This is a genomic window from Rhodanobacter thiooxydans, from assembly GCF_021545845.1.
Classification (GTDB): Bacteria; Pseudomonadota; Gammaproteobacteria; order Xanthomonadales; family Rhodanobacteraceae; genus Rhodanobacter.
Map to the genome: position 1 here is coordinate 2,917,285 of NZ_CP088923.1, position 18,252 is coordinate 2,935,536.

At 62.1% G+C, this 18,252-nt stretch carries 15 protein-coding genes; 9 read left to right on the forward strand and 6 right to left on the reverse strand.

Annotation, left to right across the window (positions count from 1 at the left end; all coding sequences use genetic code 11):
- Nucleotides 1–156: 156 nt before the first annotated feature.
- Nucleotides 157–1,518 carry a chloride channel protein gene (locus LRK53_RS13240; RefSeq protein ID WP_027491846.1) on the reverse strand — a complete coding sequence of 454 codons (1,362 nt, stop codon included), beginning with the start codon at nt 1,516–1,518 and terminating at the stop codon, nt 157–159.
- 169 nt (nt 1,519–1,687) lie between these two features.
- Entirely contained in the window at nt 1,688–2,512 is an 825-nt protein-coding gene (locus LRK53_RS13245) for an SGNH/GDSL hydrolase family protein (RefSeq protein WP_027491847.1), read from the reverse strand.
- Between the two features lie 182 nt (nt 2,513–2,694).
- Between LRK53_RS13245 and LRK53_RS13250 the strand changes: the two genes are divergently transcribed.
- Nucleotides 2,695–3,933, forward strand: coding sequence for an MFS transporter (locus LRK53_RS13250; protein ID WP_027491848.1), 1,239 nt, complete (start codon nt 2,695–2,697; stop codon nt 3,931–3,933).
- A gap of 103 nt (nt 3,934–4,036) precedes the next feature.
- On the opposite strand, the gene LRK53_RS13255 is transcribed toward LRK53_RS13250, so the two are convergent.
- Nucleotides 4,037–4,390, reverse strand: a complete 354-nt coding sequence (locus LRK53_RS13255) for a hypothetical protein (RefSeq protein ID WP_027491849.1) — start codon at nt 4,388–4,390, stop codon at nt 4,037–4,039.
- Nucleotides 4,391–4,707: 317 nt separating this feature from the next.
- Between LRK53_RS13255 and LRK53_RS13260 the strand changes: the two genes are divergently transcribed.
- From LRK53_RS13260 to LRK53_RS13275, 4 genes are all read left to right on the forward strand, one after another.
- Nucleotides 4,708–5,721 carry a zinc-dependent alcohol dehydrogenase family protein gene (locus LRK53_RS13260; RefSeq protein WP_235642293.1) on the forward strand — a complete coding sequence of 338 codons (1,014 nt, stop codon included), beginning with the start codon at nt 4,708–4,710 and terminating at the stop codon, nt 5,719–5,721.
- Nucleotides 5,722–6,186: 465 nt separating this feature from the next.
- Nucleotides 6,187–6,336 (forward strand): benenodin family lasso peptide, encoded by a 150-nt coding sequence (locus LRK53_RS13265; RefSeq protein ID WP_185754543.1) that lies wholly within the window; start codon nt 6,187–6,189, stop codon nt 6,334–6,336.
- A 50-nt stretch (nt 6,337–6,386) separates the two neighbouring features.
- A complete protein-coding gene (locus tag LRK53_RS13270) occupies nt 6,387–7,073 on the forward strand; it encodes a lasso peptide biosynthesis B2 protein (protein WP_027491191.1) in 687 nt (228 codons plus the stop codon).
- Nucleotides 7,073–8,821, forward strand: a complete 1,749-nt coding sequence (locus LRK53_RS13275; protein ID WP_027491192.1) for an asparagine synthase-related protein — start codon at nt 7,073–7,075, stop codon at nt 8,819–8,821. Before LRK53_RS13270 ends, LRK53_RS13275 begins: the two co-directional genes overlap by 1 nt.
- Here LRK53_RS13275 and LRK53_RS13280 read toward each other — a convergent pair.
- Together LRK53_RS13280 and LRK53_RS13285 are read right to left on the reverse strand one after the other, a co-directional pair.
- On the reverse strand, nt 8,806–11,025 hold the full coding sequence (locus LRK53_RS13280) for an Atxe2 family lasso peptide isopeptidase (protein WP_027491193.1): 2,220 nt from the start codon (nt 11,023–11,025) through the stop codon (nt 8,806–8,808). The genes LRK53_RS13275 and LRK53_RS13280 overlap by 16 nt on opposite strands.
- 10 nt (nt 11,026–11,035) lie before the next feature.
- Nucleotides 11,036–13,807, reverse strand: coding sequence for a TonB-dependent receptor (locus tag LRK53_RS13285; protein ID WP_235642294.1), 2,772 nt, complete (start codon nt 13,805–13,807; stop codon nt 11,036–11,038).
- A gap of 226 nt (nt 13,808–14,033) precedes the next feature.
- On the opposite strand from LRK53_RS13285, the gene LRK53_RS13290 reads away from it, so the two are divergent.
- The 4 genes from LRK53_RS13290 to LRK53_RS13305 all read left to right on the forward strand — a co-directional run bounded on the left by LRK53_RS13290 (nt 14,034) and on the right by LRK53_RS13305 (nt 16,472).
- Entirely contained in the window at nt 14,034–14,303 is a 270-nt protein-coding gene (locus tag LRK53_RS13290; RefSeq protein ID WP_027491195.1) for a helix-turn-helix domain-containing protein, read from the forward strand.
- 101 nt (nt 14,304–14,404) lie between these two features.
- The gene (locus LRK53_RS13295; RefSeq protein WP_081666506.1) at nt 14,405–14,686 is read left to right on the forward strand and encodes a helix-turn-helix domain-containing protein; all 282 of its coding nucleotides are present in this window, start codon (nt 14,405–14,407) and stop codon (nt 14,684–14,686) included.
- Between the two features lie 471 nt (nt 14,687–15,157).
- Nucleotides 15,158–16,183: an IS630 family transposase gene (locus LRK53_RS13300; protein ID WP_027491196.1), complete on the forward strand. Its 1,026-nt coding sequence runs from the start codon at nt 15,158–15,160 to the stop codon at nt 16,181–16,183.
- An 85-nt stretch (nt 16,184–16,268) separates the two neighbouring features.
- Nucleotides 16,269–16,472: a DUF3606 domain-containing protein gene (locus tag LRK53_RS13305; protein WP_027491197.1), complete on the forward strand. Its 204-nt coding sequence runs from the start codon at nt 16,269–16,271 to the stop codon at nt 16,470–16,472.
- A 209-nt stretch (nt 16,473–16,681) separates the two neighbouring features.
- On the opposite strand, the gene LRK53_RS13310 is transcribed toward LRK53_RS13305, so the two are convergent.
- On the reverse strand, nt 16,682–17,683 hold the full coding sequence (locus tag LRK53_RS13310) for a protein NO VEIN domain-containing protein (protein ID WP_221174160.1): 1,002 nt from the start codon (nt 17,681–17,683) through the stop codon (nt 16,682–16,684).
- Nucleotides 17,684–18,252 lie beyond the last annotated feature (569 nt).

The following is an 18,252-nucleotide window of genomic DNA, read 5'->3' on the forward strand; positions in this document are numbered from 1 at the left end:
CGATGCATCCCACGGCCTGCCGCGCCATCGCGGCAGGCTCACGCAGGAACGCGAGTCCCGGATCGCACCGGCCGCCGTGCCTTTCGCCCTCCTCGTCCCGATTCGGCCTGCCAACGCACGGCGTGGCTGGGGGACCGGCGACGAACCCCCGAGGGGTCATTCGCCGCTGCCGGACTTCCGCGACCGCCGCCGCATGCGCCACCAGCGCAACAGGCCGTAGGACAAGCGCACCTTTTCCTGCCCCACCGGCAGGTCGGCACGGGCGAAGATCCATGAGGACTTGCTGAAGGCGATCTGCTGCTCCGGGTAGACGCTGCGGTGGCCGATGATGAGATACGCCGCTACGCAGGCGCCGGCCACGTACAGCGTGGCGTCCGCGCCGTACAGCTCCACGCCCATCAGGATCGCGGCGATCGGCGCGTTGGAGGCCGCGGCCACCACCGCCGTCAGCCCCACCGCCGCGCCCAGCGCAGGCGTCAGGCCGAACAGGTGGGCGAAGGCGCCGCCAGCCACTGCGCCAAGCACGAACTGCGGCGTGACGATGCCGCCGTAGAAGCCCGAGCCCAGCGTGATCGCCACCAGCAGCGCCTTCCACACGAAGCCGAGCCAGGGCATGGCCTCGCCGTGCAGCGCGCGCTCCATCAGTGGCAGGCTGAGGCCGAGGTAATCCGTCGGCACCAGCAGGATCAGCAACGCCAGCACCACACCACCCAGCATCGGCACCAGCGGCGGCCACAGCGCCCAGCGCTGCTTCAGCCCGCCGAACAGCTTCCTCGCCTGCCCCAGCAGCTCCACGAACAGCCATGCCACGCCGCCGCACAGCACGCCGATCAGCACCGTCTTCAGGAACAGCAGCTCGGTGAACTGGCCGCTGAAGTCGATCACGTAATGCGGGTACGGCACGCCGAGCCAGCGCGACACCTCGAACGAGGTGACGCCGCCCACGATGGCGGGAAACAGGAAGTCGTGGCGGATGCGTCCGATCGCCAGCATCTCCACGCCGTAGATCGCGCCCGCGATCGGCGTGCCGAACACGCTGGAGAAACCCGCGCTGACGCCGCAGGCCAGCAGGCGCTTGCGCATCTCCGGGTTGAGATGCAGCATGCGCCCCACCGCCGCCGCCAGGCTGGCGCCGATGTGCGAACACGGCCCTTCCTTGCCCGCCGAGCCGCCGCAGGCCAACGTGATCAATGCGCACACCGGCTTGATCCACATGGTGCGGAACGGCAGCTTGCCGTGCTGCTCGTTCACCGCCACGATCACGTTGTCGCTGAACGTGCTGCGCCGCAGCCGGTAGCCGTAGTGCAGTAGCAGGCCGTTGGCGAGGCCGCCCAGCGGCAGGGCCAGCGCCAGCACCCACCACGGCGCCGCATAGGCGTGGCCCTCGGTGGCGAACAGCGCGCGCAGGAACAGCGTGCAACCCGCGCCGACCAACGCCCCGGTGAAGATCGCCAGTACCAGCCACTGCAGCACGGTCACCAGCATCACCAGCGGTTCGGTCAGACAGAAACGTCGCATCGGCGTGGCTGGGCTGGGCTCTGGGGTGGGCGGGGTGAAAAGCCTGACGAGTATAGCAATCGGTTCGGTGGCGGCTTCGAAGTACGAAGCGGAAGGCGAGGCCCGCCGCCGCGCCGTCCGGCGCGAGCCCGCGACGTACCGTTCCGGAAGCGAGCCCGACCCGTCGAGGCTAGTGCCCGCCCGATCGCCGCTTCGCCAGCGCGCGCTCGATGGCCTGCTGCGCAAGCGGCGCCATGATCGCGTAGCCCGCGGGCGTCGGGTGCACGCCGTCGCTGGCAAGGTCGGAATCCATGCCGCCCTGCGCGTTCGCCAGCGCGTCGTAGTAGTCGAGGTAGGTGGCGCCACTCGATGCCGCATAGGCCCGGAGCCATGCGTTGAGCACGCGAACCTTGCCGGCGGGCTGCAGTCCGCGATGCCAGGGATAGTCGCTGACCGGCAGCACGGAGGCGAGGATGACCCGGATGTGATTGGCCTGCGCCAGTTCCGTCATGGAGCGCAGGTTGTCCTCGATCATCGGCAAGCTGGCGAAGCCGGTGTTGCCCGCAAGGTCGTTGGTGCCGGTGAGCAGCACCACCGCCGCGGGACGGAGCGCGATCACGTCCTGCCGGAAACGCAGCAGCATCTGCGCCGTCGTCTGCCCCGAGATGCCGCGGTTGACGTACGGCTTGCCGGGGAAAAAGCGCGTGCCCTCGGCGCGCCCCCACGCGTCGGTGATGGAGTCGCCGAAAAACACCACACGTTCCTCGCCGGGCACTGGCGCCGGCAGCCGCGCATTGTCGTCGCGGTAGCGGCCCAGCTGCGGCCAGTCCAGCAATTGCTGCTGCATCGCCGCGACCTGCTCGGCCGTGAGCGAGGCCGGCGGTATGGTGTAGAGCGGGTTGATCGCGACAGGTGGCGCGGAGGTGGAAGCGGCGGCCTGGCCGCTGGTCTGCGGCGGGACGGCAGCGTTGGCGAGCAGCACCAGAGCGGCGAGCGGAAGCGACGAGAAGGCCATGCGGGAATCTCCAGAGAAGCTGGACTCAGAGTGCTCCGACCCGGTTCTCAACGCCACCGCACCAGTGCAGTAACGCGCCGATATGCCGCCGGACGGCGACAAACTCTTTCCCGTCCGGTTACCCTGCTGCGGTCGCACCTGCTCCACTGGCCGTGCGGCACGTGCCATCCCGGACCCTTCGCATGTTGAGCAGCATCCGCACCACCGCACCGTTGTTGTCGAGCACCGTGTTCCTGTTGATGGGAGTCGGCCTGCTGCATACGCATATCGCGTTGCAGGGCGAGGCGCTGGGCTTCTCCGTCGCGATGATCGGAATCCTGACCTCGGCCTACTACACCGGCTTCCTGGTCGGTACCTACACGGTGCCGAAGCTCACGCACCGCTTCGGCCATATCCGCAGCTTCGCCTTCTGTACCTCGCTGGTGGCGGTGACCGCGCTGCTGCAGGCACTGACCCCGGCGTACGGGGCCTGGCTGGTGCTGCGGGTTCTGCAGGGGCTGCTGCTGGTCGGTCTGTACGCGATCATCGAGAGCTGGCTGAACACCGCCGCCGAGCCGAGGCACCGCAGCACGGTATTCGCCGTCTACATGATGCTGAACCTGGGTGCCAGCGCAGCGGCACAACAGTTCCTGCGCATCCGCGGCGAGGGCTTCGTGTTGTTCTGCGTGGTGGCGATCCTGTTCTGCCTCGCCAGCCTGCCGGTGGTCGTGACCCTGCAGCCGCAGCCGTCCCTGCGCGCGGCGCCGCGGGTCCAGGTGGGCCACATGTTCCGGCTGGTGCCTACCGCGCTGGTCAGCGCATTGATATCGGGCATGGCGCTGGGTGCGTTCTGGGGCCTGCTGCCGCTGTACGCGGCCGCCCGCGGCCTGGGCACCGCCGCAGTCGGCACCTACATGAGCGTGGCCATCGCCGGCGGCGTGGCGCTGCAATTGCCGCTGGGGCACCTGTCCGACCGCATCGACCGGCGGCTCGCGCTAGCGCTGATCAGCGCCACCGCGGCACTGGTGGCGCTGGTCAACCTAGCATTGCCGACGGCCGGACAGACGGTCGCCATGCTGCTGGTGTTCGCCTTCGCCGGCATGAGCTTCGCGCTGTACCCGATCGCGGTGGCGCACCTGGTCGACTACCTGCGCCGCGACGATCTGCTCTCGGGGTCGAGCACGGTGCTGTTGGTCAACGGCATCGGTTCAGCGGTGGGGCCACTGCTGGCGGGCACACTGATGAGCCTGACGCAGCCGGCGTTCCTGTTCGCCTGGTTCGCGATCCTCGACGGCCTGCTGGCCGGCTATGCGCTGTACCGCTTCATGCGCCGCAAACGCGAGGTGACCCCGGACGACAACTTCGTACCTTTGGTGCACACCACACCGGGCGCGATGGATCCGCATCCCGATGCGCCGGACCAGCCAGGCAAGCCGGCTTGAGCCGGGTGGGGCGGGGGGCAAGCACTCAGTCACCCGCCCGCAGCGCCAACAGCAACGCAGCGTGGAATCGCTCCGGCGCCTCCATCTGGGCTGCGTGGCCCAGTTACGGGAACGCGATCAGGCGGGCGCCGGGAATCGCCTTGGCCGCCTGCCTGCCGAGCAGGTCGTAGCGGCCGAGCGTCGCGGCCAGTTCCGGCGGCGCGCGATTGGCGCCGGGCGCGGTGCGGTCCTTGTCGCCGACAATCGGCACGGTCGGCACGCGAATGCGCGGGAACTCGTGCACCACCGGCTGGGTGAAGATCATGTCCGAGGTCCGCGCCTGGTTCCACGCGACGATCTCCGCGCCGCTGCCGCCGTAGAGCCCGGCCTGCATGTCGACCCAGCGCTGGTACTGCGGCTTCCACTGGCCGTCGTAGTAGAACTTGAGCGGCTCTCTCGCGTTTGCTGTGGGTGACACGCAGCCGATCTTGCGGTAGGCACCCTACAGCAGGCAGGCGGGCGGAGTCGAAGCGCCGCCAGGTGAGGGCCGCCCCCATCGCCGGCGTGTCCTTCGACTTCCTCGCTCCTCAGGACCGTGGCCATCCACGGCCACTCCCCGCGTGCGGCCTTCGGCCTACGCTCGGAGCCTGCCCCGGACTTGATCCGGGAACGAACGGGCTCAAGCAAGTGCCATTCAGCCACGTCCCCTTTGATTTCACCCGTACTTCCACATCCGCAAGAACGGCCATATATTTCCTGTTCCGCATTCCCGTCGATCCAGAAGTCCGTCCGCACATGAAAGCCATCCATCTTCGTCGCCCTTTCGGGTTGGAGCATCTCGAATACACCGACAGCGCGGATCCCGGCGCACCTGGTGCCGGTAAAATCCGCGTGCGGCTGCACGCCAGTTCCCTCAATTTTCATGACCTGGACGTGGTGCTGGGGCGGATGCCGGTAGAGGACGGTCGTATCCCCTTGTCCGATGGTGCCGGCGTGGTCGAAGCAGTCGGTGCCGATGTGCATGAGTTCGCCGTCGGCGATCACGTCGTTTCTACTTTCTATCCGCAATGGCTGGCCGGAGGCCCGGTCGCGGCCGGTTTCGCTGCAACCCCCGGCGACGGCATCGACGGTTATGCCCGCGAGGCGGTGGTGCGACCAGCTACGGCCTTCACCCATGCGCCGCGCGGGTACAGCCATGTGGAGGCGGCCACGCTGACCACCGCCGGGCTGACCGCCTGGCGCGCACTGGTGGTCGAAGGCGGCCTGAAAGTCGGCGACACCGTGCTGGCGCTGGGCACTGGCGGCGTGTCGATTTTTGCGCTGCAACTGGCGAAGGCCGCAGGCGCGACAGTGATCGTGACCTCATCCTCAGAGGAAAAGCTTGCCCGCGCCGCTGCGCTGGGTGCCGATTACGGCATCAACTACCGCCAGTACCCCGAATGGTCGAAGCAGGTGCTGAAGATCACCGGTGGCCGTGGCGTCGACCATGTCATCGAAGTGGGCGGCCCCGGCACGCTGACGCAGTCGATGCGTGCCACGCGTGTCGGCGGGCATATCGCACTGATCGGCGCTCTCACGGGCGTTGCCGATGTGGTGCCGACGGTCGAACTGATGCTGCGCCAACAGCGCGTCAGCGGCATCGGTGTCGGGAACCGCCAGCACCAGATCGCATTGGTGCGCGCCATTGAGGCTACCGGCATCCATCCGGTAATCGACCGCAGTTTCGCGCTGCGCGATATGGCCGATGCGTTCCGGTTGCAACAAACCGGAGGCCATTTCGGAAAAATCGGCCTGGATTACGCGCTCTGATGCCCTGAGCCGCACACCTGAGGATGCTCTGATCAAGTCTCCGCTCGTCATTCCAGCGAACGGGGCGCAAAGGGGTCGGGTTCATTTTCCTACCCCACGACGGGATGTGGGGCAACGAGCGCCCGGAAGCTGACCGACAGTGGCAGCGATGCCGGCCACGCATCCTGATGCGCTCCGATCGCAACGGAGACGTGCCTGGCACGCCAGCCTCGCCTTGACTTCCCAGGCATCCCTCGGCGAGCGCAGCGAACATCTCCACCAGCCCATATCAGCCGAAGAAACGTCGAAGCAGAGCCCGACATGACAGGAGCGGCCAACAGCTCCCCGAATAATTATCTGATAATTAATTAATAATTAGTTAATAATTATCTGATAATTACGCAATATTTACTTGATAATTAAAATATCCGCCTCCTACGCTGCCTGCGTCATGGGACTGCCATGACGCAACCGCAGGAGACTGAGATGGACACGAACGAGAACATCCGCAGCAACGCGCAGGACGATGTCATCGAACTCGGCGTCGCCAGTGTCGAGACCAAGGGGCCTGGTGGCCCCACCGAATCGGGCGGCGGGCTCGGCAAGACCGTGATCCCTGGCATTTCCGAGGAGTAACCACTCCGGGGCGCACACCATGGTGTGCGCCCTATTCTGAGGAACGGGCGATGCACTATCAGCTCAGGGAAAATCTCTCGTACTGTGAGGTCGACGGACAGCTGGTTTTTCTCGACGTCGCGCAAGATCGATACTTCAAGCTGACCGGCGCTCTCGAGAGGGCCATGCGACAGTTCCAGGCACATGAAGATGTCTCCCCCATGCTAGTGGAGGATCTTGCGGCCGCAAGGATATTGGTCGAGGCACCGAGCCCGAAAGCTCATACCGCAATAACGAGCATCCGGCGCCCGACTTCCAGCGCGATCGAGCAACCCGCCACGACTGCGGGTCAACGAATCGATATGGCCATTGTCTTCGAAGTCATGGCGATCGTCTGGTCGACCCGTCGCCAACTGAAGACCCGTGCACTCAAAACGAATCTCGACGAAGCCAGCGCATACCGCGACAGAAAAACAGGTGCACACGAGGTCGCTACGCCCACCACTCCCGAAGACAACCTGCTCCAGGTAAACGGGCAATTCGCTCGTGCACGCTGCTATGTACCTATCGAGCCGATCTGCCTCCTGGATTCCTTGTCCCTGCTCTGGTTCCTTTCGCGGCGAGGGCTGTCGGCGAATATCGTTTTCGGCGTGACACCGGAGCCTTTCGCGGCGCATTGCTGGGTACAAGCCGGCGACATGGTCTTGAATGAAACACTCTTCGACGCTCATGCATACACTCCTATCAGGGTGGTCTGATGAACTGCCGCTACATCATCCTGCTCGGCGGAAGATTGAACCGGAATGCTGACTACATGCCGCAGCTGGACACGCTCCTGCGCGCTGCGGGAATGACCTGCAAGCTTGAATCAGCGTCGGTCAGGGTCTTTGCTTCCACAGATGCCCCTACCCTTGCAATACCCGGGCACGGTCTGCTTATTGGCCAGGTTTTCACCAAAGACGGCCAGCCCATCTCACAACCTCTGGATATCGATGGTTCGGCGCGCGAACTCGCCAGTCACCTGCTGCAAGACACTTGGGGCAACTATCTCGCCATTTTTTGCGACCGCGACAATATCCCGGCGATCACTCTGCTACGCGACCCTTCTGGCGCTGTGCCATGCGTCTATTCGCTCGCCGATGGCGAAGGCTTCATTACATCGGACATCGGCCTTGCAGTCGACCTGGGACTCTATCGCAGGGAGGTAAACTGGCAGGCCATCGCACACGGCCTCACTTTTCCCTACCTCAAGACGACGCGTACGGCACTGCAGCGCGTCAGTGAATTGCTTCCAGGCGGCGTGCTGACTTACCTGGGAAGGGATGTTTCGGTTCGCTCCGCATGGTCGCCCTGGCGCTTCGTGGAAAGGGGCGTCCGGCACGAGGATCCTCGTGTGGCCGCCGAAGATGTCCGAGTTGCCGTATCCAGTGCGGCCAAGGCTTTAGCCGCGGGTGGCAATAGGTTTTTGGTCGAGCTGTCGGGTGGGCTGGACTCATCCATCGTTGCCACGTGCCTGCGCCATGCTTCGCTGCGCGCCACCTTTTGCACGCTTGTCATGCCCGTAGCCGGGACCGACGAGCGCCCATATGCCCGGTTGGTAACGGAGGCATTGGGACAGGAACTCTTCTCGGTGGAAGTCGGGTTCGACAATGTCCACCTCGAATTTCCCGTGCCCCGCTCTTCCGTCTTGCCCGCGATCGGAATGCTACAACGCGTCATCAACGAAGCATGGGAAGCCGCAGGCAACCGATATGGCGTGGAAGACTTCTTTTCGGGTGCCGGTGGCGATACCGTCTTCTGCTACCTGAGGACCGCAGCGCCCGCCGCCGACGCGTTCCGGGAACGTGGCGTCATGGCAGGCATCACTGCCATCGCAGATCTAGCGGCCCTCCACCGATGCACGGTCTTCAAGGCTGGCCGATTGACCCTCAAGAAAGTGCTGCGTCGGCCACGTGCGACCTGGAAAGAAGATCACACGCTGCTCAACCCAGCCTGTGCGGCCACAACGTCGGAACATCATCCCTGGATGGACGCACCGCCGGGCGCACTGCCCGGCGATCACGAGAAAATTCATGACCTGATCGGGAACCAGCTATTCAGGGATGCCGGACCACGCAGCCCGGAACGCTCCATGCATTTTCCATTACTGTCTCAACCGGTCATGGAGGCATGCCTCAAAGTCCCGACCTGGATGTGGATCGCCGACGGCCAGAATCGCGCCATCGCCCGCCAAGCCTTTGCCGATCGCCTGCCGCAAGCCATTCTCGATCGACGCAGCAAGGGCTCGTACACCGGCCACATGGCTGGTGTCTACACGCGCAACAAGCTGAAGATTCGCGAGTTCCTCGAGGAGGGGCAGCTGTGCACACATGGCCTGCTCGACCGCCCTGCCTTGGCAAATTTCTTCGCCAAGGACCTCGCCTCCAGGGACTTGTCGTTTCTTCGCATCTTCGACCTATGTACAGCCGAGAACTGGACACGTCAACAAGGTCACGATCCATCGTGAGATCCCGCATCAAAACGACGTTCTGCGGCCTTCTTCATTTCAAGCCAGATGCGATATTGCCCTACTTTTTCCGGACTTGGATCTTCATATCCCTGCAACCAGAAGCGGAACCAGTCAACGTTGCGTTCGTACACCGCCAGCTTGTGTCGTGGCTGGTACTTGATATGAGTCTCGTGCGGGAACACGTACATATCCCCCTGATGCCTCCGCATCAGAGGTATCGCATAGTCCAGGGTCACCCGGTATTCCTTCTCGGGCAGCTGGAATAGAACCGGCGCCTTGATCCTGTCGAGTTGATACGCGGGCGATGCCTCCTTCCATCGTTCAGGCGTTTCGCTCGGCGCGCCAAGTTGCCACACTTTCCGAAAGGTAGAACGAAAAGCATCTCGCAAGCTGTTGAACAGGTAATAGGTCGGTGTCACCGAAACACCACTAATGGATGCGGTGCTCACCGCATCCGAATGCGCCAACGTCCACAACGTCGCTTCGCTGCCATAGCTGAGTCCGCCCATGCCAACACGTGTCCGATCGATGCGCCCTTCAGCGGACAGGAGCTTCACGACACCTTCGACGGCTGCACGTCCCTGGTCGTAACCGTCAATGGCGTCAGGGTGTGCCTCCGGATTCGTGTTGATGCACAGCGCCGAGATACCATTCTCGGCCAGGGTGGCAAGTGGCCACTCATTACCCACCCCACCGCGTAGAAAGCCATAGCAGTCATAGAACGTCACGAACAACGGCGGTGCATGATCGGCACTCGCTCCTCGCGCTTCGAAGAGTTGGCCGGTGAACTCCCTTCCCTGCGCATCCTTCCAACGGATCAGTTCCGCCGGCACCGTTGCCGCAATATCCGCGTCCAACCCCTTGTTCGGCGCGAACAGGATTCGCCGATAATCGCTCTTCACATCGATCGCCTCAAGACGTGGCGGATGATCGGCTTCCGCAGCCACACAGACCAATGTATCGGACGACAGCGCACAGGGGATGTCCCAGTAGCGCTGGCTCCCGCTGATAAGCCCATCGGAAAACACGATCGGTCGCACCACGCTCGTTACGACATTCCATCCGTAAAGGGACTGCGTATGTCCCTTGTTATAGTCGTCGGTGGTGAACAGGACCTCGTCACTCCCGGGGCGCCACTGAATATCTGTGATGTCTTTGTGGCGACACATCTCGGCCGTACAGTAGATCGGGTGCGACGTATGCCTTTCCGGCAGCATGGCCAACTCGTCATGCTGACTTAAAGACGGCCCTTTGCCCTTGCGTCCAGGCAACAGCACCGCTATGCGTCCATCGCCAGGATTCTGGGTTATCTGGTAGCGCTGCGGCCGCAGGCCGTCCCAGATCTTGACCGGCGCCGCCGGCAAATCGGGCGAAAGATCGGCCGGCGTCAACCAGCGCACCGGATGCTCCGATATGGGCAGGGCCCGGGTTGCCATCGTTGTCAGGTCGACGGCCTTCCAGCAGTCTGGCACTTTTGCCAGCAGGGGCCCGGTCGAGGCCCACCCCTCTAGGTATCGCCGCGTGGTCGGCTGCCCATTGAGTACGCTCTGCCGAAACAGTCCAGCGGCAATATCCACGGTGTCATCGATGCGGATACCGTGATCGTACTCAGACTCTTCCGCATCGATGACCGCTTTCCGCGTGGCGCCGACACTGTACATCAGTGTTTTACCATCGTTGCTCAACGCAAAGTCCCGCACGTCCGCCGGATCCGACGTCACCGCGTAAGCTCCGGACCCAACCGTCGCCGCACGCCAGACAGAGACACGGCCATTGAAGATCGCGCGATAGTAGATCCACTTTCCATCCGGCGACCAGACGGCTGGCGATGGCAGCACTGTTCCATTGACGTACTGGAACAACGGCACGCCTCCATCCGCTACCCGGAGCGGCGGGGCTTTCCCATCCAAGCTCTGTACATACCACGTAGTGTCATACGTGTTGCGCTCAACCGATGCGCGCTCGGATCGGAAAGCCACGTACCGCCCATCGGGTGAGATCACCGGGTTGCCCAAGTCGATCACCTCCAGTAGGCGTCGCGGCGAAATCGTCTCCGCGTGCGACTGCCCGACGATAGCCATGCCAAGTACAACAAGTGCAAGCGCCAAAATCCAATATGTACTGTGCTTCCTGGCCGAGAAATCCAGACGCATGCGTGCCGTCACGGCCGCCCACGCGGCCGAATGATGGAAAAGTTCCATGTTGCCTCCCCTACCAGTGCTTGGAAATCGAAACGCTGACGAAGCGTCCGATCGCCGAGTAGTTGGTGGCGTCATACGGCACGTAGGTCGCCACCGCCGCGGTATAAAGCGGAGGCGCGCGATTCAGCAGGTTCTGTACCACCAGCTCGAACGTCATGCCCGAAAAAGCACCAGTACGTTCGCCAGTGTTGTAGTTGATCGTGGTGTCGAGCGTGGTGAACGACGCGGTCTTCTCCGGCATCGGCGCAAAACCGTTGGTCACGCCGCCGGTGTAGTTGACGAAGCCCGAAGCGCTGACGCCTCCCGATGTCCACACTGCGCCGACACGGCCATTGAGCCGGGCCGGATTGAAGACGGTGCCCGCGAGCTTTTGTTCGGGCTGTCCGGCACCGGTCGTCTGCGTACTGTCAAGCCAACTGGTCGATCCGCGCACTGTCAGCCGACCATCGCCGAAATCGAAGCGGTACGACCCGGACAGATCAAGCCCCTTGATCCGCTGTCGTGCAGCGTTCACATACTGGTCGCGAACAATCGCCACCACCTTGCTGGCATCGTAGGGCGCTCCGGCATAGTTGTAGAAGTTGCTGCCATAGGTGGCGAGAAGCTCCTGAATCTGCTCCCGCGTTGGCGACCGATCCACAAAGTCTACATAGGCCGGATTGCTCAGCGCCTGCTGGTAGGCGACCGGCTGAACCACGCGGTCGGTGTAGTCGATGTCGAACCAGGTTAGCTCGGCATCCAGACCCGGCAGTGACTCCGGATGCAATGCCAGCGAAGTCGTCCAGGTCCGTGCCCGCTCCGCACGCAGGTCGGTGGTGTTGCCGCCGGAAGACAACAATACAGTGGCGTCGGTTGGGCTACCACTGGCACCCACTGCAGAGGCACTGAACAGATAGGCATACTTGTTGCCGTAGCGCTGCAGCAGTGTCGGAGCCTTGAACGACTTTCCCCAAGAGGCCTTGAGTGTGAAGTCCGAGGTGGGGTCGTAGATCACCCCCAATTTCGGCGTGGTCACTCGGCCAAAGCTGTCGTAATCCTCGCCGCGCATTGCTGCACTGAATTCCAGACGATGGACACCCGCGATGCCCGAGGATGGCGAAACGAACGGGAAATCAAGTTCGGTATATGCGAACCCAGCACGTTGATCGCCACCATAGGAGCTGCCGGAAACCTTCGACACGACCCGGAACTTGTTTTTTCGCGACCCGGCTCCGACAGCCAGACGCGTCTCCCCTCCGCCCATCGGGAACAGTGGGCCTTCGGCGCCGACCTCCCAGGAACGACTTTCGTTGCAGTAGCAGCTCTGTGAAAGACTGTTCTCCGCTACCGACACGAAATGGTCCTCATTGGCAGTATTGTCCTTACCGTACGTTCCGCCGAGCGTGATGGACCAGTCATGCCGAAGAAAGAACTCGATACTTGGCGACACCAGCGTGATCGACGTCTCCGGGTTGTAGCGGTAGTAGGAATCTGTCGACGTCCCGAGATACTGCGTCACAGCGCGCTTGGTTCTGAGCGCGTCAAGCCGCAATTCGGCTACGTCGCCCAACGACTGATGAACGATCATAAGACCGCTGTGCGATTCGCTGCCCGGGTAGATCGTATACGGGTCGATCAGGTACTTGGTGTAACTGCGCTGGCGCGCATAGATGGGATCGACGTCGGCACCCTTGAACGTTGCGATCAATCCACCGCCGGCCCAGGTGGTGCCGGCGGTCGCGGTGTACTCGCGCGTCGCCAGCCCACCTTCGGTCGCATTGCCATAGCGCGCACGCACGGTAACTCCGTCGAAGTCGGACTTCATGATCACGTTGGCCACACCACCCACCGCATCAGAGCCGTAGATCGCCGACGCACCGTCAGGGACGATTTCCAGGCGATCGATCGCCTCTGCGGGGATGGCGCTGATATCCACGGCCTGGGAATACCCGTCGTAGGCCAGCCGGCGACCGTTGAGCAGCGTCAACGATGCGTCGGCGCCCAGTCCGCGCAGGTTCAAGGCGGAGCCGCCAGTGGTGTCGCCAAGGCCGCTGGCAACGCCCATGACACCTGGGTTCTGCCCGCCATTGAAGTTCTGCGGCACGCTACGAATCACCTGACCCAGATCGGTGAAACCTTCCTGCTGGATCTGCTCGCTGCCGATGGTGATGACTGGCGATGGCGTGCTGCCGCCGCGGATACGCGTTCCCGTAACCTGTACGCTTTCCAAGTTCGTGGCGGCGGGTACCGAATGTGTTGCGCTTGATGTAGTGACCGTGGAGTCTGCCGCCCTCGCCTGTCCGGCCGCACGTCGGATGGCCACAGTCCGGCTGTCGAGCATTTCGTACTCCAGGCCCGACTCTTCGAGCAGCTGGGTCAGCGCCTCGCGCCAGTTCATGCGGCCGTGCACCGCCCTGCCCTGCTTGCCCACGACCAGCGCAGATGGATAGTCCACCTGCAGGCCGCTTTGTGTGCGGAGCGCGTCGAGAGCGGTGGCAAGTTTGCCAGCTGGCAGATCGAAGTTGCGTGCAGCATCCGCTGTCGGCGCCACCTGCGCAGTAGCGGTATACAACGGCAGCAGTGGCGCCAACACGGCAGCGAGGGTGCCTCGCACCAACATGATCCTGAAGCTGCGTAACGGTATCTGCCGTGTTCGGACCATGCCTGTGGTCTGCAGCACCGCTTCGCGGCTGCTACGGCCATGCGGCATGACTTTCGCGCCGCGTCCTGCAAGCTCCAACGCACAGACCCAGTTCATCCCCTTGGTTGGGTCGGCCACTACAGTCCCCTTATCTTTCAACATGAAATGTCTCCGATTGGTGGTCGTCCCCTTGGCCGACCTGTGAGAGATGTGTCCTGCCAGGCATCCCGCTTGCTCCTGGTAGTTCCCCGATAAGTAAAGGCGTGCACGCCATGCCCGGCTTGGCTCCGTCAGCAAATAGGCGCCCCACGCGAGGGATCATATCTGAATTTCAGATATTTGAAAACCGGATATAGGTTGGGGACGGCCTACCATCTGAGTCGCCGTGATGCCTCCCAAATCGATCCACAAAGCTGAGTACAAAGTGCTGCAGGGGCTGCTACGCGAGATGCGCATCAAAGCCCACCCAAACCAGGCCGATTTGGCCGCACTGCTGGGGAGAAAGCAGTCATATGTCAGCGACGTCGAACGCGGTTCCCGAAGGATGGATCTGCTCCAACTACGCGACTTCTGCTTGGCGTGCGACCAGGACTTGGTCGGCTTTGTAAGACGGTTTGAGGAAAAGATCGCTGGCGGGCCTAACCGAGTCGCCCTTTAGAAGAGAGCGGATCACCAACATATCCGCTCATGAACATCCGTTTTTCAGATACCGAAAAACTGGATATAGGGTGGGCGTGGCCTTCCAGTTATGACGCCGCAATGCCCCCGAAGTCGATCCACAAACCCGAGTACCAGACGCTGCTCGAACTGCTAATCGAAGTCCGGAACAAGGCTGGTCTGAAGCAGGCCGAACTGGCCTCGTTGTTGGATCGATCACAGTCCTATATCAGCGACGTCGAACGCGGTGGACGACGGCTGGACCTGCTGCAACTGCGCGAATATTGCCAAGCCTGCGATCAAGACCTGGTTGGCTTTGTAAAACGGTTCGAGAAGTCGATTGCTGGTCGCGGACCAAGTTCAGCAGGCCGGGCCTCTCGCTAACGGGAGCGGCTCAAGAACAGGGCACGTTGGCTTACCTACCAAGAAGTGAGTCTGATCTGTCTTGGAGACAGATGCCTTCACGGTCGTCGCCGTCACCTCTATCGAGTACGAACCATCACATCGCTGCGAACATCAGCCGTCTACAAAGACCTACGACTGAACCAGCCAACGTGATCCCTCGGACGCGCGTACCGCGGCTTGAACGTCGCGCTACCAGCATTTCCGTCGATGGTCTTGAGCGGCTACTCAAGTCTTGGAGGGTGGGCATCACCGATGCTTCTGCAGATGTCCGAACATGGAAAGCGGTGAGCTATTGAAGAGGCTAGCTTGTCTACACCAACCTACTTTGGCCGAGCGCAGCAATGTCCGACCCCACCGGTTGCAAGCGCCTACATACTAAGGCGAACATAAGTAAGCGAACATTTTCGCTTCGTCGCTGTCCAAGGATAGGATGTCGATGAGGAGAGGGAAATGCGCGCTACCGATGGTCGAAAGTTGTCCCACGAGACGCTGGAGGCGATGCGCCTTCGGGCGGTCGAGGCGGTGGAATCCGGGGAGTCGCCGGAAACCGTGATCCGGACGCTTGGGCTGTCGCGGCCACGTATTTATGAGTGGCTGGCCGCCTTCCGTGAGGGCGGGCTGGAGGCGCTGCGAGCCAAGCCCATCAGCGGACGGCCGCGCAAACTCGACGAGCGTGCCATGCGCTGGATTCATGCAACGGTGACCACGAAGAACCCGCAACAGCTGAAGTTCGAATTTGCGTTGTGGACACGGGCGATGGTGCGTGACCTGATCGCCCGGCGGTTCAAGGTTCGTCTGTCCGAGGTATCGGTCGGACGCCTGTTGCGCGAACTGGGCCTGTCGCCGCAACGACCGCTGGCGCGTGCCTACCAACGCGACCCGGCACGCGTTGAAGCCTGGCTGCATGAGGAATATCCAGCGATCCGCAAGGAAGCCAAGCGCGCCAAGGCGCAGGTGTTCTTTGCCGATGAGGCCAGTGTGCGCTCGGACTACCACAGCGGCACGACGTGGGCACCGCTCGGGCAAACGCCCACCGTGGAGCGGACGGGCGCGCGTTTCACCCTGAATTTCATTTCGGCGGTCAGCCCGCGGGGTGAGCTGCGGTTTGCCTGTTGCCCAGGCACCCTGACGACCGCCAAGTTCATCGACTTCCTCAAGCGGCTCATGGTCCATCGCGATGCGCCCGTCTTCCTTGTCGTCGATGGCCATCCGGTGCACCGTTCACGCGCCGTGAAGCAGTTCGTCGCCGGTACTCAAGGGCAATTGCGCTTGTTCCAGTTACCGCCTTACAGCCCGGATCTGAATCCGGACGAGTTGGTGTGGAATCACCTCAAACGCCACAAGCTTGGTCGTTTGGCCTTGAGCGGGCCGGACCACCTCAAGCGTCATGCCATGGCTTTCCTGCGCGCCCTGCAGAAACAACCGGCCTTGGTGCGCGGCTTCTTTCAACACCCCACCGTCCGCTATGCCGCCTGATATGTTCGGATACTTTCTTTCGGCTTAGTAACATCGATCCAGCCACTGATATTCGCGACGGCCAAGCTGCGGGAACATGGCAGCCATGGAAAAGCATATCGACATGGATAGCCCGCTCTCCCGGGCCTATTGGTGCGGCAACTTCACCTGCAGTGATGCAGAGTTGGCCAACGCAGTGCGCATCATGGACAGCACTGCAGTAGGCCTTGTCGGGCTGTACCTGGTCACACGTCAATCCGAATCCTGTGCCATCGATCAGCTCGACATGCCGTGGATCGATATTGGGTAACTGGCGAAGAACAGATCAGGCTCACTTCCTCAGCGGAATCATGTGACTAACCTCGATCTTGCGCTGCGCCTCGTGCGCCTGCGGAGCGTGGCTCAAACAAGGCATCGGCGACGAGGGGCTGATCGCGTCCGACCACACGGCAGACCACCGAAACCACCCGAAACCACCCGAAACCAAGGCTAAATGAACCTAACCCCTTTCTGTTCTTACTATGGAAGCACCGCCTCGAAGGCCTTGGCTGCAACTTGCTCATTGAACCGGATTTCTCCCGGCTTATCCAGGCGCTGGAGCACCCAGTATTTATCCACGACCTTGGGGGCATAGATTTCTAGCTCGTTGCCGTTGCTAGTCGCATTGCGAAGTACGCACACCCGATACCTCGAATGGTGCTCCTGGAGCCGTAGGTATTCATTCGGCGTCAACTCAAACTGAATAACATTGCCGATATGCCCCTTCACCTCGACATACAGAACCTCTTTGCCCTTCCTGACTTCAATATCCCACCCACGGTTATCCCGCTCGACCGATTTCACCGCGTAGCCCTGCTGCTTGTAGTGCTTTTCTGCCAAAGCAACAGCGGCCTGCTCGATCTGAGTGACTAGGTCCTTGTTCGGTTTGCTCCACTTGCCTCCACGCTTACCTTGGGTGGGGTTTACACGCGTACCTGTTGATCCACCTATGTACTTTCGGAGCCGATCTACAATTCGCAGGGCCTCCGGATTGCCTTCATCCGGGTACCACACGTTCGACTGACCTATAAACCCCTTGCCGTGCGGCACACGAAAATCGCGATCCCTCTCTTGCACAAGGAGGGCATCGTCGGCATCCACTTCGCAAAGGTAGTCCAGACCTGCCCAGTCGCCCATCTTCGGTCGCCCGCGGCGCTTTCGATAGGCTTTGTGGAAGACCGTGGCATTCCGGTACCAGCCAATCACCACTTGACCACCATCGGGATGCTTCGCGATATAGACGATGTCGACGCCCGGCAGCGACTCGTTCTCTCTCCACTTCTGTGTGGGATCGATCCTCTTGAGATTGATACCAGCGAAGCGCTTCTTCTTGGCGTACTTCCGGGTGATGTCTTTCGTCATCACGAAGCCATAGCAGCGCCCGGCTTCATAGCGAAAGTTCCACATCTCGCCACCTTCGCCGTTCTCCTCGACGTAGGCACCGCCGCCAACGATCTCGTCGATCCCATCGTAGGTCTTCATGTAGCCCACGCGAAACACCAGCAACGGATTAGCCATTCGAACGCCCCCCGAGTAGCACCTAATCAAAAAGCCAAGCATCCAAAACAGTGGTCAGAGTAGACATTTCGACATACTCAGCGCCACGTCCTTCTCCGGCCACACCGGGCACAACGCTTCCACTGCCTCCATCAACTCCACCCAATCGGAAAGATCTCCTCTCCCCGGCAGCGAACCCGGCACGACATAGCCCCCAGCCGGCGGTTCGGCCACTCTGCCAGGATGCTTCGTCGGCAACTTGGGCAAAGCGTTCACCAAGCCATCCCCCCGCTGAACTATTCGCGTACCTCAGCCATGTTGCTGCCTGCGCGCCAAGTAGGCAAGCCGGGGAAAAAGGTGTCAGGGACAATGTGGCCGCCGCGGTGGTCTGCCGAGTGTCCGAACTGTGGCGAAACGTCCTGTCCTTGCCTCGACCCATGCGCGGAATCGATCCATGCCCAGCACCTTCTGTTGCTGCAGGTAGTCGCGAATCTCAACGCAAGGGGGTCGGGTTCATTTTCCTACCCCACGATGAGATGTGAGGCAGCGCGCGC

Excerpts from the sequence above, each read along its gene's own strand:
- LRK53_RS13240 (WP_027491846.1), bottom strand. The coding sequence starts at position 1,518 with ATGCGACGTTTCTGTCTGACCGAACCGCTGGTGATGCTGGTGACCGTG.
- LRK53_RS13245 (WP_027491847.1), bottom strand. The coding sequence starts at position 2,512 with ATGGCCTTCTCGTCGCTTCCGCTCGCCGCTCTGGTGCTGCTCGCCAAC.
- LRK53_RS13250 (WP_027491848.1), top strand. The coding sequence starts at position 2,695 with ATGTTGAGCAGCATCCGCACCACCGCACCGTTGTTGTCGAGCACCGTG.
- LRK53_RS13260 (WP_235642293.1), top strand. The coding sequence starts at position 4,708 with ATGAAAGCCATCCATCTTCGTCGCCCTTTCGGGTTGGAGCATCTCGAA.
- LRK53_RS13265 (WP_185754543.1), top strand. The coding sequence starts at position 6,187 with ATGGACACGAACGAGAACATCCGCAGCAACGCGCAGGACGATGTCATC.
- LRK53_RS13270 (WP_027491191.1), top strand. The coding sequence starts at position 6,387 with ATGCACTATCAGCTCAGGGAAAATCTCTCGTACTGTGAGGTCGACGGA.
- LRK53_RS13275 (WP_027491192.1), top strand. The coding sequence starts at position 7,073 with ATGAACTGCCGCTACATCATCCTGCTCGGCGGAAGATTGAACCGGAAT.
- LRK53_RS13280 (WP_027491193.1), bottom strand. The coding sequence starts at position 11,025 with ATGGAACTTTTCCATCATTCGGCCGCGTGGGCGGCCGTGACGGCACGC.
- LRK53_RS13285 (WP_235642294.1), bottom strand. The coding sequence starts at position 13,807 with ATGTTGAAAGATAAGGGGACTGTAGTGGCCGACCCAACCAAGGGGATG.
- LRK53_RS13290 (WP_027491195.1), top strand. The coding sequence starts at position 14,034 with ATGCCTCCCAAATCGATCCACAAAGCTGAGTACAAAGTGCTGCAGGGG.
- LRK53_RS13295 (WP_081666506.1), top strand. The coding sequence starts at position 14,405 with ATGCCCCCGAAGTCGATCCACAAACCCGAGTACCAGACGCTGCTCGAA.
- LRK53_RS13300 (WP_027491196.1), top strand. The coding sequence starts at position 15,158 with ATGCGCGCTACCGATGGTCGAAAGTTGTCCCACGAGACGCTGGAGGCG.
- LRK53_RS13305 (WP_027491197.1), top strand. The coding sequence starts at position 16,269 with ATGGAAAAGCATATCGACATGGATAGCCCGCTCTCCCGGGCCTATTGG.
- LRK53_RS13310 (WP_221174160.1), bottom strand. The coding sequence starts at position 17,683 with ATGAAGACCTACGATGGGATCGACGAGATCGTTGGCGGCGGTGCCTAC.